The organism is Plantactinospora sp. DSM 117369, from assembly GCF_053764795.1.
On sequence record NZ_CM132446.1, the window covers coordinates 4,346,255 to 4,361,310 of the forward strand.

The 15,056-nt window shown below is 71.8% G+C and carries 13 protein-coding genes; 5 read left to right on the top strand and 8 right to left on the bottom strand.

Features of this window, described 5'->3' with window-relative positions; translation table 11 throughout:
• Window positions 1–7 precede the first annotated feature (7 nt).
• From ACSMXO_RS18800 to ACSMXO_RS18815, 4 genes are all read right to left on the bottom strand, one after another.
• On the bottom strand, window positions 8–2,527 hold the full coding sequence (locus ACSMXO_RS18800) for a glycoside hydrolase family 65 protein (RefSeq protein ID WP_455418758.1): 2,520 nt from the start codon (window positions 2,525–2,527) through the stop codon (window positions 8–10).
• Window positions 2,524–3,504: a PfkB family carbohydrate kinase gene (locus tag ACSMXO_RS18805; protein WP_455418759.1), complete on the bottom strand. Its 981-nt coding sequence runs from the start codon at window positions 3,502–3,504 to the stop codon at window positions 2,524–2,526. Before ACSMXO_RS18805 ends, ACSMXO_RS18800 begins: the two co-directional genes overlap by 4 nt.
• Window positions 3,505–3,707: 203 nt before the next feature.
• Window positions 3,708–4,067: an STAS domain-containing protein gene (locus ACSMXO_RS18810; protein ID WP_346257363.1), complete on the bottom strand. Its 360-nt coding sequence runs from the start codon at window positions 4,065–4,067 to the stop codon at window positions 3,708–3,710.
• 108 nt (window positions 4,068–4,175) lie between these two features.
• On the bottom strand, window positions 4,176–5,372 hold the full coding sequence (locus ACSMXO_RS18815; protein WP_455418760.1) for an MFS transporter: 1,197 nt from the start codon (window positions 5,370–5,372) through the stop codon (window positions 4,176–4,178).
• A gap of 5 nt (window positions 5,373–5,377) precedes the next feature.
• Here ACSMXO_RS18815 and ACSMXO_RS18820 point away from each other — a divergent pair, with 5 nt between their 5' ends.
• Window positions 5,378–5,908, top strand: coding sequence for a MarR family winged helix-turn-helix transcriptional regulator (locus ACSMXO_RS18820; RefSeq protein ID WP_346257365.1), 531 nt, complete (start codon window positions 5,378–5,380; stop codon window positions 5,906–5,908).
• 76 nt (window positions 5,909–5,984) lie between these two features.
• Window positions 5,985–7,760 (top strand): glycoside hydrolase family 15 protein, encoded by a 1,776-nt coding sequence (locus ACSMXO_RS18825; RefSeq protein ID WP_455418761.1) that lies wholly within the window; start codon window positions 5,985–5,987, stop codon window positions 7,758–7,760.
• Window positions 7,761–7,843: 83 nt separating this feature from the next.
• On the opposite strand, the gene ACSMXO_RS18830 is transcribed toward ACSMXO_RS18825, so the two are convergent.
• The 3 genes from ACSMXO_RS18830 to ACSMXO_RS18840 all read right to left on the bottom strand — a co-directional run bounded on the left by ACSMXO_RS18830 (window position 7,844) and on the right by ACSMXO_RS18840 (window position 11,532).
• Entirely contained in the window at window positions 7,844–8,794 is a 951-nt protein-coding gene (locus ACSMXO_RS18830; RefSeq protein WP_455418762.1) for a nucleoside hydrolase, read from the bottom strand.
• Between the two features lie 238 nt (window positions 8,795–9,032).
• The gene (locus ACSMXO_RS18835; protein WP_455418763.1) at window positions 9,033–9,875 is read right to left on the bottom strand and encodes a S1 family peptidase; all 843 of its coding nucleotides are present in this window, start codon (window positions 9,873–9,875) and stop codon (window positions 9,033–9,035) included.
• A 145-nt stretch (window positions 9,876–10,020) separates the two neighbouring features.
• Window positions 10,021–11,532: an SMI1/KNR4 family protein gene (locus ACSMXO_RS18840; protein ID WP_455418764.1), complete on the bottom strand. Its 1,512-nt coding sequence runs from the start codon at window positions 11,530–11,532 to the stop codon at window positions 10,021–10,023.
• 200 nt (window positions 11,533–11,732) lie between these two features.
• On the opposite strand from ACSMXO_RS18840, the gene cpt reads away from it, so the two are divergent.
• On the top strand, window positions 11,733–12,266 hold the full coding sequence (gene cpt / locus ACSMXO_RS18845) for a chloramphenicol phosphotransferase CPT (RefSeq protein WP_346257370.1): 534 nt from the start codon (window positions 11,733–11,735) through the stop codon (window positions 12,264–12,266).
• Window positions 12,267–12,308: 42 nt separating this feature from the next.
• Here the strand turns inward: cpt and ACSMXO_RS18850 are convergent, their stop codons facing one another.
• Window positions 12,309–13,109: a TetR/AcrR family transcriptional regulator gene (locus ACSMXO_RS18850; RefSeq protein WP_455418765.1), complete on the bottom strand. Its 801-nt coding sequence runs from the start codon at window positions 13,107–13,109 to the stop codon at window positions 12,309–12,311.
• Between the two features lie 87 nt (window positions 13,110–13,196).
• Between ACSMXO_RS18850 and ACSMXO_RS18855 the strand changes: the two genes are divergently transcribed.
• A complete protein-coding gene (locus tag ACSMXO_RS18855; RefSeq protein ID WP_455418766.1) occupies window positions 13,197–14,207 on the top strand; it encodes an ATP-binding cassette domain-containing protein in 1,011 nt (336 codons plus the stop codon).
• Window positions 14,204–15,046: an ABC transporter permease gene (locus ACSMXO_RS18860; protein WP_455418767.1), complete on the top strand. Its 843-nt coding sequence runs from the start codon at window positions 14,204–14,206 to the stop codon at window positions 15,044–15,046. The genes ACSMXO_RS18855 and ACSMXO_RS18860 overlap by 4 nt, the downstream gene beginning before the upstream one ends.
• Window positions 15,047–15,056: the final 10 nt, after the last annotated feature.

Genomic DNA, 15,056 nt, shown 5'->3' on the forward strand with positions numbered 1-15,056 from the left:
TCCGGCCTCATCCGGGTGCCGGGGCCTCCGGACCGGGCTGAGCCGGTGGCGGCACGGGCGCACCAACACCGGGCCGGGCCGCCCGGATGGCGGTCACCGGCTGCCCGGCAAGCCGGCGTCGGGGGGCCCGACCGGGTGGTGCGACGGGTTCCGGGCCGGGGTCGGGGAGTTCCGGCAGCGGCAGCAGACGGGGGCGGCGCGGTCGGAGGTGCACCCGCGTCCCGTGGTGGCGCAGCCGGATTCCGTGCTCGTCGGTACCGTCCCGCAGCAGGTAGGTCGCGGTGTTCCCGGTGACCGTGACCCGGAGCCGGCGGCCCCGCCAGCGGAGCGAGAACTCCAGTCGGGTCAGTGCCGCCGGCAGCCGAGGCGCGAACGCGAGTTCGCCGCCGCCGTCCCGGAGTCCGCCGAAGCCCGTCACCAGCGCCAGCCAGACGCCGGCGAGGGCGGCGATGTGCAGGCCGTCGCGGCTCTGCCCGGCGAGACCGTGCAGGTCCTGTAGGGCCGACTCGGCGAGGTGGGCGTAGCCGAGTTCGAGGTGCCCGAGTTCGGCGGCGAGGATCGCCTGCGCGCTCGCCGACAGCGACGAGTCGCCGACGGTACGCCGCTGGTAGTAGGCGAAGTTGCCGGCCTTCTGCTCCGGGGTGAACAGCTCACCGCAGTGCTGCATCGCCAGCACGACGTCGGCCTGCTTGATCACCTGTCGACGGTAGAGCTCCAGATAGGGGTAGTGCAGCAGCAGCGGGTACTCGTCGGCCGGGGTGCCGGCGAAGTCCCACTCCTCGAGCGCGGTGAACCCGGCGCACTGCTGGTGCACCTCCCGTCCGTCGTCGTACGGAAGGTGCATCGCCTCGGCGGCCGCCCGCCAGGCGTCCAACTCCGCCTGCTCGACGCCGAGTTGCCGGGCCCGGTCCGGCAGCAGTTCGGCCGCCCCGACGGCACCGAGCAGGTTGCGCCGGGCCATGACGTTGGTGAACAGGTTGTCGTTGCCGAGCGCGGTGTACTCGTCCGGCCCGGTGACACCGTCGATGTGGAAGCCGCCCGCGTCGTCGAAGTGGCCCACCCGGTTCCAGAGCCGGGCCGTCTCGACCAGCAGTTCCAGCCCGGCGTCCCGGAGGAGGGCACGGTCGTCGGTGACGGCGACGTACCGCAGCACGGCTGCGGCGATGTCGGCGTTGACGTGCAGCGCCGCCGTACCGGCCGGCCAGTACCCCGAGCACTCCCGTCCGTCGATGGTCCGCCATGGGAAGGCCGCACCGGCCAGCCGCAGCTCGCCGGCCCGCTCCCGGGCCCGGTCGAGGGTGGCGTGCCGCCAGCGCAGCGCCGCCGCGGCGGCGTCCGGCCGCAGGTAGGTCAGGACCGGCAGCACGAATGTCTCGGCGTCCCACATGGTGTGGCCGTCGTATCCGTTGCCGGTCAGCCCCTTGGCCGGCAACGGACGCTCACCCGCCCGGGCGGTGGCCTGCAACAGGTGGAAGAGCGCGAATCGTACGGCCTGCTGGAGCTGCGGATCGCCGTCGACGACCACGTCCGCGTCGGCCCAGAACCCGTCCAGGTAGCCCTGCTGGTCGGCGCGGAGTCCAGCCCAGCCGCCCCGTGCCGCCTCCGCGACCGCCGTACCCGCGTCGGCGATCAGCGCGTCGAGCGGTCGCTGCCCGGACCAGGCGTACCCGACCAGTTTCGTCACCCGGAGTCGCTGCCCCGGCGCGAGCCGGGTCTCGACGGCGACCCGCACCAGGTCCGGGCCGCTGTCCACGTCGACCTCCGCTCCCGCTGCGTCGAGCAGGTGCGTGACGGCGGCGACGATCCGGTGCCCGCTGCGCCGTGCCCGATGCGCCAGGACGCCACCGAGGCCGTCGGTCACGTGCCGCTCCGGCAGCAGCGGCCGTTCGAGGACGGTCGGCGCCCTCGGGTCCTCGGTGTCCTGCTCGGGCAGTGCCGGGTTGGCCCGAAGCTCCGAGTGCAGCCGGATCCGTACCGGCCGGTCGGTGGCGGCGACCTCGTAGCGGATCGCCAGCACCGCGGGGTGGACGAACGAGACCAGCCGGGTGCTGTGCACCTCTACCGCCGCACCGGACGGGGCGGTCCAGCCGAACGACCGTCGAAGGGTGCCCTCACGCAGGTCGAGGATCCGTTCATGCCGGTCCGTGCCGTCGACCGTCGGGTCGACCGGGTGGCCGGCCACGAACAGCCGGACCCGGGTCCCCTCCGGCGCACCGACCAGCACCTGGTTCCGCTCCGGAAAGGCGTAGCCGCCCTCCGGGTAGGTCAGCTCGCATTCCTCGTAGCACGAGTTGAGGTAGCTGCCCGGGTTGCCGCTGGCCCCGCCCTCCTCCAGTACGCCACGGACGCCGAGCTGGCCGTTGGCCAGCGCGAAGACGGACTCCAGGTCGGCCAGCGCGGTGTGGTCGAGGCCGTCCTCGCGGACCTGCCAGGTCGGCGCGTCCGGATCCGGGTGCCCGGTCCGGGCTCGTGGTATCGATATCGTCGGCTGCCGCTCCCCACGGGTGGGCCCGGTGTCGACGCTCACGCCTCGCCGCCGATCAGCCGATCGTCACCGGACTCGGGAGCGAGGTCCGCCAGCCGCTTCCGTACCGCAGCGCCGCCGAGCGCGGGGCGGCCTCCGGGATGCCCGACACTGGCCCCGGCGGCGGCCACCGCGTACCGGGCGGCGTCCGGCGGCGGATCACCGCGCAGCAGCGCCACGGTGAGCGCGGCGGTCAGCGCGTCTCCCGCGCCGGTGGTGTCCACGACCTTCTCCTCGCTGAGCGGCACCAGCAGATGCCCCCGGCCCCAGCGACGGTCGTCCCAGACGAAGAGGTTTCCTGCCGGCCCGAGGCCGAGCACGACCAGACCCGGGCCGGCGCGGAGGAGTCGCTCGGCAGCGGCGCGGACCCGATCCGGGTCGTCGGCGGAGGCACCGGTCAGCAACTCGGTCTCCCGGTCGTCCGCCCGCAGCACGTCGGCGGCCGCCAGCAGCGGCTGGCGGTGCTCGTCGTCGGCCGGCGCGCCGTCGAGCACGAGCAGCCGGCCCGCCTCCCGGGCGAGCCGCGCCGCCGCCAGCGCCGCCGGTGGTGGCTGCTGGAGCTGCACCAGTACGCCGTCGGCGGTGAACGCCTCCGCCGCCTCCCGCACGTCCGCCTCGGTCAGCAGCATGTCGTCGGGCAGGTGCTGCAGGTAGCGCCAGCCTCCCTCGGCGTCCAGCGCCTCCACGATCAGCCCCGTGTCCGCCCCGACCCGGCGGCGTACCCGCGACACATCGACACCGTCCCGGCGCGCCTGCGCCAACAGGTCCGTACCGACCCGGTCGTCGCCGGCCACGGCGAGCAGGATCGGACGGGCACCGAGCTGGGCCAGCGCGACCGCCTGGTTGGCGCCCTTGCCGCCGAGCATCTCGCGGCGGCACCGGACGTCGGCGGCGCTGCCGGCCGGTGGCATCCGGTCGACCACCAGTACGAGATCGCGGGCCAGTTGTCCGACCACCAGAACCTGCGGGACAGCGCTCACGGACCTTCAGCTACCCAGAACCGACCCGCGCTACTCGACTGGGCATCACAACGGCGTCCGGCGCGTGCTCCGGTACCGCGTCGGACGAAGCACATCGGGAGCCCGCTGGCGAAGCTGGGCCTGCCGGCGGACGAGGACGACCATCGCTGGGCCCGGCGGTCCTGATCTACCTGAACGGCCGACCGGCTGCCCGGTGCAGGGTCTCAGGTGCCGTCGCCCATGACGGCGAGCAGGCCGGTCAACTCCAGGACCCGGCGAACGTTTCTCTGGCAGTTCACCACATTCAGACCGGCGTCTTGTTTGACCGCCCGGTTGTAGGCGTGCACGAGTGTGGCGATACCGCTGGAGTCCAGGAAGGTGACCCTGGTCAGGTCGACCGTGAGTCTGTCGGGCTTCTGGTCCAGCAACTCGTCCAGACAGTCTCGTAGGTTGTCGGCGGTGCTCATGTCCACCTCGCCGTCGGCTGCCACCCGGATCCCGGTGCCGTCGCGTACCACCGTCAAGGACAGAACGGCCGCGGTGGAACCGAGTTCCGGGGACATCTCCCGCCTTCCGTCCGTCATCGCATCATAATGACACCTGTGGCGGCCCGTGAGGCGCAGCTCGGCGCTGGCCGGCCGATCTGGTCCCACATCGGAGCCAGGATGCGGGAGGCCGGCATCGTCATTCGATCAGGACGGCGCCCCTTGGACGTCCGGATGTGACAGTCGGTAACGTTCACCTTCGGCGGCGGCCTGGAGACCCGCACGCTGCCGGTAGGCGACCGCGAAGCCGGCAAGCAGGGTGGTGGACACGACCAGGAACGCGGCCCTGGTGCCGATGTGGTCGTTGACCAGCCCGCTGCTGGCCGAACCTGCCGCCAGCCCGAGTTGGCCGGCGGTCTGCTGCCAGCCGTAGCTCTCCGCGCTGCGGTGCGGTGGCACGGTCCGGACCATGAGTTCGTCGGTGGTGGCGAGCCACGGCGCCAGCGCGAGGCCGAAAGCCAGCAGGGCGAGACCCATCTGGGGCACGGTGCGCGGCAACAGCAGCGTGCCGGAGGTGAGCGCCAGTGCCGCCAGCAGGGCCAGGTAGCTGACCACGACGCCGCCGGAGCGGCCCCGTTTCACCAGCAGCAGCCCACCCACCAGGCTCGCGGCCGACCAGACCGCGATCAGCAGCCCGGTCTGGTTCGGACGGCCGTTCTCCGTGGCGAAGGCGGGGAGCAGTACCCACATGGCGCCCATCCCGACCATGTACGCGAAATGCACTCCGACCAGCGTGAGTACGGCCACCCGGGCCGGCCCCGTCCAGGCCGGGGCGGCCGGCTCGGCGCGGCTGCCGAAGGGTGGGATGATCGCGGCGTCGAGGAGCAGTGCGATGGTGCCGACCGCGGTGAACGCCAGCAGTGCCGCTGCCGGACCGACGTAGCCGAGGATCACCGTTACGGCCAGCGGGCCGGCGACGTACAGCACCTCCTGCCCGACCGCGTTGAGCGCGTAGGCCCGACTGAGCGCGGAGGCGGGTACCAGGGCCGGCAGGATCGCGCGGCTGCTGCTGGTGACCGGAGGCGTGGCCAGACCAGCCACGGCGGCGAGGGTGAGGTAGCCGGCCGGGGTGGCGGCGAAACTGAGCCCGATCAGTGCCGAGGCGTGCAGCATCCCGAATCCGAGCAGGACTCTCCGATGCCCCAGCCGGGTGAGCAGCCGGCCGGCCAGCGGGGCGCTGGTGGCGAGGCCGACCCCGCAGGCGGCGCCGGCGGCGCCGGCGACGGCGTAGCTACCACTGTTGTGGTGGCCGAGCAGCACGACCAGTAGTTGTCGCAGGGCGATCGGTAGCTGGGCGAGGTTGGTCGCGGCGATGACGGCGAGGCTGCGACGCGGTAGATTCATAAGTTATGAATGTTCCCGCCGACGACGCGCCAAACCTGCTCGGCGCGCTGAGTCTGCTTATCGAAGGCACGGTCCGGGCGGCCGTGACCGCCGAAGCGGGAGCCGCCGGGTCACTGCCCGAGGCGCTGGTAGTGCTCAAGGACCAGCCGGGAGCCACCGCGGAGTGGCTCGGCCACGTCCTCGGCCTCTCCCAACCGGGGACCGCACACCTCGTCCGCCGCCTCGTCCAGTCGGGCTGGATCGAGCGACGACCCGGCAGCGACGCACGCAGCTATCTCCTGCACCTCACTGCTGCCGGGCTGCGGATCGCCGAGCAGGTACTGCGGGCCCGACGCCAGGTCCTGACCGAGCTGCTCGCACCGTTGTCCGCCGAGCAGCGCCGGCAGTTGACCGGCATCGCCACGGCCCTCCTGCGGCCGCAGCCGGCCGACGAGCGGTGCCTGGCCCGGCTGTGCCGGCTCTGCGACCGGGCGGCGTGCACGGAGTGCCCGGTCTACGCGGGATACACGGATCGCAGGCCGGAGGGCTCCGGGTAGCCGGCCCACCACGGACGCTCGGACGGCTCCGCTCCGCGGGAGGGCTAATCACAGCAAAATCGGGTATTCACGCGGAATGTCCGAGGCCGCCATCGCCGACTACGGTCTGCTGTCTGACTGCGCGTCGGCGGCGTTGGTCAGCCGGGGCGGCTCAATCGACTGGTGGTGCCCGGGCCGGTTCGACGCGCCGTCGGTGTTCGGCCGGCTGCTGGACCCGGACGCCGGACACTGGGCCCTCTGCCCGGTGCCCGGATCGGAACCGCGGACGGAGCGGGCGTACGTCGACGGTTCGCTGGTGCTGCGGACCGTGCACCGTACCGGCACCGGCAGCGTCGCGGTCACCGACGCGCTGCTGGCGGAGCCCGGGGTGCATGCACACGACCTCGGACGGAATTCTCCGATGGTGCTGGCCCGGGTCGTCGAAGGACTCACCGGCACGGTACGGATGTGCTGCGAGTACGTCCCGAGACCGGAATACGGGCTGATAGTTCCGTACCTGCACTGCCGCGACGGGCAGGTGCTCACCACCGCCGGCCCGCTGGCCCTGGCCCTGCGCGCCCCGGTGCCGCTGGACTGTGCGCGCGGGCGGGCGGTTGGCGAGTTCGACGTCGCCGCCGGTCAGGTCTTCGGCTTCGACCTGGCGTCCGCGCCGGCCGACGGCCCACCGCCACGGCAACTGGATCCGGTACCGGCGCTGCGGGACACCGTCGAGGCCTGGCGGGCGGGGGAGGATCTGCACCAGTACAACGGTCGTTACCGCGACCTCGTGCGGCAGCACGCGTTGATCGTGCAGGGCCTGACCTACCGGCCCAGCGGGGCGGTGGTCGCCGCCGTCACGACGTCCCTGCCGGAGCGGCTCGGCGGCACCGACAACTTCGACTACCGCTACGCCTGGCTGCGGGACTTCTTCCTGACCATGCGGGCGCTCTGGGTCACCGCCTGCCCGGAGGAGACCGGCCGGCTCTTCGACTGGGCGGCCCGCTCGGCCGGCCGTACCGGTGACGAACCCGTGCCGGTCATGTACGGGGTGACCGGCGAGCGGAACCTGGCCGAGTACTCCCTCGACCATCTGCGCGGCTACGCCGGCAGTCGGCCGGTCCGGGTCGGCAACGGCGCCTGGCAGCAGCGGCAGCACGACGTGCCCGGCGAGGTACTGCTCTGTGCGTACCTGCTCCGTGACCGACTCGGCGACGTCACCGAGGAGCTACGGGCGTTGCTGGTCGGCCTGGCCGAGCAGGCCACGCACTGGCGGGAACCGGACGCCGGCATGTGGGAGGAACGCGGCCCCGGACGGCACTACCTCGCGTCGAAGGCGCTGTGCTGGGGCGCGCTGGACAGCGCGGTGAAACTCGCGCCGATCCTCGGCCCGCGCGCCGATCCGGAGCGGTGGACCGCCGTCCGCGACGAGATCCGGCGCACGGTGCTGCGCGACGGCTGGAACGAGCGCGTCGGTGCCTACACCGGAACCATCGGATCGTCGGAACTGGACGCCTCGGTGCTGATCCTGCCCGGGACGGGCATGGTGGCGGCCTCCGATCCGCGGATGCGGGCCACCATCGAGGCCATCGCGACAGACCTGACGACGGAAGGACTGGTCCGCCGCTGGCCGGACGATCCGGCCGGCTTCGTGATCTGCACGTTCTGGTTGGTCGAATGCCTGGCGATGGCCGGCGAGACCGAACGGGCCGCCGCCCTCTTCGAACGCACCGCCGCCCGCGCCAACGACCTCGGGCTGTTCGCCGAACAGATCGACCCCCGCACCGGCGCGCACCTTGGCAACACCCCGCTGGCGCTGTCCCACGTCGGCCTCATCGGAGCCGCCTGGCGGCTCACCAAGCCCACCTTCATCTGAACCCGCCTGGCCTGACCCCGCCTCCGGGAAGCGCGCCGGCAACGGGCGCGGCCTCCTCCGGCACCCTTCGGCACGCGCGGTCGTCACCGGCGGCGCGCCGGTGACGCCAGCCGTTCGACGGCGCCGAGCACCAACTCCCAGAACGCCTCGACGTCCAGGTGCAGTGCCACGTTGGCGTTGTCCGGCGTGGCGGTTCGGTGGTGCAGGTCGACCACGGTCGCGCCCCGGGTGTGTGTCCCGGCCAGTTCCACCGCGACCGGCGCCGGTACGCAGGTGACCATCGACGCGTCTATCACCCGGGCAACGGCGATCGGATCGTGCAGCGGCGGATCGGCCAGCCCGAACACGTTCTGGTACGTCGCCGCGAAGAACGTCATGAGGTCGATGCAGATCCGCGCGAGGTCGGTGTCGAGCCGCCGGAATCTCGCGATGACGTCCGGCGTCACCAGCGCCTGGTGTGTGATGTTCAGTCCGCACATCGTCACCGGCAGGCCGGAACGCAGCACGATCTGGGCGGCTTCCGGATCCACCACCACGTTGAACTCGCCGTACGGCGTGACGTTCCCGCGTCCGGTCGAGCCACCCATGAACACGATTTCGCGGATCTTCGGCGCCACCTCGGGGTGGTCCCGCAGCAGCGTCGCGATGTTGGTGAGCGGTCCGGTGGGGACGAGCGTGACGGGTTCCGGATGATCGAGCAGGATTCGGCGGATCAGCGCGACGGCGTGCTCGTCGAGGACTGGCACCGTCGGTTCGCCCAGAGTCGGGCCGTCGAGCCCGCTCGCCCCGTGGATCTCCGGCGCCACCCGCAGTTCGCCGGCGAGCGGCCCGGCGCATCCGGCGGCGATCGGCACATCGGTGATGCCGGCGGCGGTGCAGATCCGCCGCGCGTTCACCGTGGTCTTGTCGAGGGTCTGGTTGCCGGCGACCGTGGTGATGGCGAGTAGGTCGATCCGGGGGTCGGCCGCGGCCAGCAGGAGGGCCAGCGCGTCGTCATGGCCCGGGTCACAGTCGAGGATTACCGGAGTGGTCACCGAACACAACCCGCTTCCGAGGTCGACGACAGCGGTTCGCCCAACCGTACGGCAAGGTGCGCCGCTGGCCGGCTCCGGCCGGCGCGGATGGTAGGAGTCGAGGGTTGCCGAAGGGTTGGCGATGCTGCGGCCAGGTGGGAACCGGAGACCGGCTCAGTGGTACGGAGTGGACGCCGCTCGCCTGTGGAACCGATGCCCGTCGCTCGGGCACGGTGTGTGGCTGACCGGCGTTCCTGGGCTACGGGACGGTGACGCCGTACGCGGCGAGGATCTCCATGATCGGCTGGTAGTACGTCGTCCCACCGGTGGTGCAGTTGCCGCTGCCGCCGGAGAGGATGCCGAGGATGGTGCCGGTCGATGCGGAGTAGAGCGGGCCGCCGCTGTCGCCCGGCTCGGCGCAGATGTTGGTGCGGATGAGCCCGAAGACGCTGCCCTCGGCGTAGTTCACGGTCTGGTTGAGGCCGGTCACCGTGCCGCAGCGCACGCCGGTGGTGGCTCCGCTGCGGCAGACGGCCTGACCGACGTACGCGTTGCCGGCGCCGGTGATCGGCAGCAGTTGCGGGTAGGTGTAGACCGCGCTGGGATGGCTGACCGCACCGGTGTAGCGCACGATGCCGTAGTCGTTGCCGGGGAAGCTGCTGCCGGCGTTGGGGCCGAGCGGGATCGTCCGGCCGCTGTCGGCGTACCAGGTCGAGGCGGCCCGGGTGCAGTGCCCGGCGGTGACGAAGTAGGACGTGCCGCCGGCGCGTACGTTGGCGCCGAGGGAGCACCGGCCGGCGGCGCCGTAGATGGCCTGTCCGCCGGCGATGAGTAGGCGTAGGCGGCCGGGTTCGCGGCGGAACGCCGCTCCGGAGCGGTCGGCGACGGCGCGCAGTACCCGGGCCTGGGCGTTGTCGACCGACTCGTCGACGGTGAGCGTGGTCCGGCCGGTCGCCGGATCGACACCCCACGCGGTTCCGGCGGTCCGCACCTCGGCCACGGTGGCCGGACCGGGTGAGGAGCTGCCGTGCTCGTGTGCGGCGGCCGGGGTGGCGGGCAGCAGTGCGGTGAGCGTGAGGACGAGGACCGGTACGAGGCGCATCCCGCAACCCCCGATTGTCGACGGTCGATGTACTGCCCAGGATCCGTCCTCGCCGCTATGGTTTCAAGCCCCGGCGCGCGAGCGGGTCGCCCCGGGGCCCGCTGCCGACGCTGGCGGTCGTGGGCGATGTCGAGCCCGGGTCCGCTCATCGCGGCCCGGCGCCTCGTCGCAGCCAATCGGCCCACTCGTCGGCCTCCTCCAGCCGGGCGAATCCGTTCAGCGCCGCGGCAGCCAGCCCGGTCGGCAGCGAACCGGGGCCGCGTAGCTCCCGCCACTGGGCCAGGTTGAGTTCCAACACCCGGAGACCGGGCACATCCCTGATCCGGTGCAGGTCACTCACCTCGGTCCCGGACAGGTCGACGTGGACCAGAGCGGGGAGGTCGACCAGCGGCGCGATCGAGACCGGGGAGCGGGAGGCGAGCCTCAGCCCCCACAGGGTCGGATGCCCGCCGAGTTGCGAAAGGTCGAGCTCGGCGGCGTCGATCGACAGCCACTCGACCGGCACGTCGGGCGGGAGTGCCGTCGTGACCGCCGTCGCGCGGTTTATCGAGACACTGCGCAGCCGGCCGAGCGGCGCCAGGTCCGCCAGGTGGAGGGCAGTCGCGTCGTTGAGGTACAGCTCCTGCACGTCGAACCCCGTGACGACGTCGGCAACCCGCCGCTCGCCCACCCGCTCGGAGTGGTTGTACGGCGGATGAGCCGAGACACGCCGCGCAGTACCGTCGTCCCGCAGCGTCCCGAGACGGTCGTGCAGCGCCGCCGTCACGGACTCGGCGACATAGCCCACCGGCCCATGGAAGTCCCTGCCGTACTGGATGAGCTGCCCGGAGGTTCCCTCCGGCCCAGGATCGAGGTCGACCATGCAGAAGTTGCCGCCCCGGTCGGTGCCGACCTCCACCCACCAGTCGTTGCGGGACACCCGCCGTACCCGGCCGGGCGGGTACGCCTCGTAGACGACCGGGAACACCGCGAACAGATCGTCGTTGCCCAGGAACGCTCCGGGCCCACCGTCCAGGTACTCGGCCACCACGGATTTCAACGGCAGCAGCGCTCCCGCCCCGAGTAGCCCGTACTCCTCACCGCCGGACACGGTCCGGTACAGGGCCCGGAGGTCCTCGGGCAGCCGCAGGCCCATGGCCGACTCGGCGGCCCGGATCTCCTCTTCCGAATGCCCGGCGCCGAATTCGGGCGTGTCCCCGGTCTGCCGGGTGTACTCGCGCACGAACTCCGCGACGAGGGCACGGACGGTGGCGAGTACCTCCGGATCGGTGGGCCGCTCGGTGACGGCGACGTTGGGCGGCGCCGGCATCGGCGAGACCGGGTGGTGGGGGTGCCGGTAGTCGGGGTCCAGCACCAGCCGCACCGGCGCCACGGTGGGCAGGTCGAAGGTGTACCGCAGCTCGGCGCGGCCAGACCCGTCGCGGGCGAGTTCGACGACGAGCGGGCGGTCCTCCCCGTCCGGGCGTACCGCTTCGTCCACCCGGCGGAGCAGGTCGTGCAGGGCGAACCCGGTACCCGCGACCGCCGACCGCCCGGCGGCGTCGAACGTGTGCAGCGAGCTGCCGCCCCGTGGCCGGTACCGCCCTTGCAGGACCGCTATGTCGCTGCGGCCCAGCGCCGACGCCATCTCACCGATCAGCCCCCGCAGATCCGTCATCACCAAACCCTCTCCGCACAGCCATGAGCCACGGACCACGAGGTACGAGGCATGCACACGATAGCGAGCAGCAGCACCATCCGGTCTGTCGCCGGGAGCGGTATCCACCGTCGGTCCTGGCGATGCACGGATACCTTCGGCCTGGTAATTCGCCAGGGTCCGTTTCTCGACGCAATGGGAAGCGGTTCTATCGTGACGTGGTGACAACTCAGGTGATCGTGCTGAATGGCGGATCGAGCTCGGGTAAGTCGGGAATCGCCCGGTGCCTGCAGGCGGTCCTACCGGATCCATGGCTTGCCATCGGGGTCGACACACTGATCGATGCGATGCCCGCGTCCATGCAGGCGACGGATGGGGGCATCGAGTTCACTTCGGATGGCGGGGTGAAAGTCGGGCCGGAGTTCCGGTTGCTTCAGACGGCGTGGATGGAGGGAGTCGCCGCGATGGTCCGTGCCGGCGCCCGGGTCATCCTCGACGAGGTTTTCCTCGGTGGAGGGGGGTCGCAGCAGCTCTGGCAGAAGGTCCTCGGCGGGCTGGACGTGTTCTGGGTCGGCGTCCGGTGTGAGGGTTCGGTCGCCGCGGGCCGTGAGGTCGCCCGGGGAGACCGGGTCCGGGGAATGGCCGTGTCACAGGCGGAGATGGTCCACCAGGGCGTCGCCTACGACCTGGAGGTGGACACGACGCATACCGAGTCCCTGGCGTGTGCGCGGACCATCGCCGCACGGCTCAGGTGACCCGAGCCGACCGGCGCCGGCCGACCGGCGCGCCGCGCGGTGTCATGAGCAGTCGGCGACCCCATCGACCTCCGGCGCATCGGCGGCCGGGGCCGAGCGGCGGGCGGCGAACAGCGCGGCGAAGCCGTCGAGTAGGCAGTGCAGGCCGAATTCGAAGGTCTCGTCCCAGCCCGCGTCGAACGCGTCCGCGCTGAGTGCGGCCATCGCCGGATAGTCTCCGGAGGCCATGGCCCGCTCCAGCACCGGAAGGTGCTGGCTCCAGAACTCCTCGTCGCTGACGCCGCTCTCCTCGGCCGCGGCGAGGTACAGGATCCGGTGCCGGGCGTAGCCGGTGACGAAGCCGTCGAGCGCGATCATCACGCCGATCCGTTCCTGGCTGGTCAGGCCGAGACCGGTCAGCGCGGCGACGACGATCTCGGCCCCGGCGAGGCTGTTCGGGCCCATCACCGGCCGGGTCCAGTTGACCTGGAGCAGCCAGGGGTGCGCCAGGTGCAGCCGGTAGGAGTCGTGGGCTACTGCCGTCAGCAGTTCCCGCCAGCCCTTCTCCGCGGCCCGGACCGCCTCCTCGCCGGGCCCGCTGACCCTGTCCAGCATCAGTGCGAGGAGTTCCGCCTTGCCGGGGACGTACCGGTACAGCGTCATCGCGCCGACCCCGAGCTCCGCGGCCACCCGCCGCATGGAGATGGCGGCGGTGCCCTCCCGGTCGGCGACGGCGATCGCCGCGTCGACGATCTTGTCCAGGGTCAGGGTCGGTTTCGGTCCCCGGGCGGGGCGCTCGCCGGTGCCCCAGAGCAGTTCGATGCTGCGTCGCAACTGCTCGGTGGGGGTGAGCTCGCTCGTCATGGTGCCGTCAGCCTACAAGTCGGTTGTGATCTGGGTACAGCGTACGCTAATCTCCGTACACCGTACCCAGTCTAGGGAGGGTTTCCCTTGCCCACGTCTGACTACGTCGTCCTCACCGAGGGCCTGCAGAAGCGATATCGCGACACCGAGGCACTGGCCGGGCTGGACCTCGCCGTGCCGCGCGGTCTGGTCTACGGCCTGCTCGGCCCCAACGGCGCCGGCAAGACCACCGCCGTGCGCATCCTGTGTACGCTGCTCCGGCCGGACGGCGGGCGCGCCGAGGTCGCCGGCTACGACGTACGGACCCAGGCCCGCCTGGTACGCCGCCGCATCGGCCTGACCGGGCAGAACACCGCGGTCGACGACAACATCAGTGCCCGGCAGAACCTGGTGATGTTCGGCCGCCTGTTCCACATCGGCGCGGCCGCCGCCCGGCAACGGGCTCAGGAACTGCTGGACCAGTTCGGCCTCTCGCACGCGGCGGACAAGACGCCGAAGAAGTTCTCGGGTGGGATGCGACGCCGGCTGGACCTCGCATCCAGCATGATCCTCGCGCCTGACGTGCTGTTTCTCGACGAGCCCACCACCGGACTGGACCCGGCCGGGCGACGCGAGGTGTGGCAGGCGGTGGGAGAGCTGGCCTCGCGCGGCACCACGGTGGTGCTCACCACCCACTACCTCGACGAGGCGGACCGGCTCTGCGACCGGATCGGGGTCATCGACCACGGCAGGAACCTCGTCGAGGACACCCCGAGCGGGTTGAAGCGCCGGATCGGCAACGAACGGCTCGAGGTCGTCGCGGCCGAACCGGCCGACCTGCCGGCGATCGGCGCGCTCGTGGGCAGGGTCGCCGCCGCCGGGCGTACGGCCACGGTGGACGACGCCGTACTCGCGGTCAGCGTCCCGGTGGACAACGGCGTGGCCGCCCTGACCGAGGTCGCCTCCGAACTGCGCGAGCGGGGCATCGCCGTGGCCGACCTGGGGCTGCGGCGCCCCACCCTGGACGAGGCCTTCCTGCACCTGACCCAAGAACGCCGGAATGCCGGCGCGCACACCGACGAGAAGCGTCCGACCGCCTACCTGGAGGCCAGCAGATGACCACGGTCCACCTCGCGCCGGATCCCAGCGACACCCTCGGTAGCCGGATCAAGTGGGCGGTCGTCGACTGCTGGACCATCCTGATCCAGGAAATGGCGCACCTCGTCCGGCAGCCCTCCAACTTCGCCTGGCAGCTCGGCTTCCCGATCGTCATGGTGCTGATGTTCGTCTACGTCTTCGGCAGCGCCATGGACGTCTCGGGGCAGGGTGCCGGCACCGGCTACCTGGAGTTCGCCATGCCCGGTCTCTTCGCCATGACGATGGCCTTCGGCTTCATGAACACCGCCTTCGCGGTAGCCATGATCAAGGAGCGGGGCTTCATCGACCGCTTCCGGTCCATGCCCATGGCCTCGTCCGCGGTGGTCACCGGCCGTGGCCTGGCCGACGTCATCCACGCCACGGTGGACCTGGCCATCCTGGTCGTCATCGCGCTGGTCCTCGGCTGGCGCCCCGGCGGCAGCCTCGCCGCGACCCTGACCGCCTTCGCGCTGCTGCTGTGGCTGCGGACGGCCCTCATCTTCGTCGGAATCCAGCTCGGGTTGATGCTGAAGAACACCGAGGCGGCCGGGAACCTGTTCGCGCTCGCCTTCCCGTTCGGCATGGTCTCCTCGGTCTTCGCGCCACCGGACCTGATGCCGGGCTGGCTCGGCGCGGTCGCCGCCTGGAATCCGGTCTCCTCCACGGCCGGGGCGATCCGGGAGTTGTTCGAGTCCCCGGCGGTGGCCAGCGGCTACTGGATCGAGGAGCACGCCGTCACTACTGCCGTACTCTGGCCGGCGGTCATCACCGCGATCTTCCTGCCCCTGGCGGTACGCCAGTACCAGCGCCTCGGCCGCTGACCACGAGCGG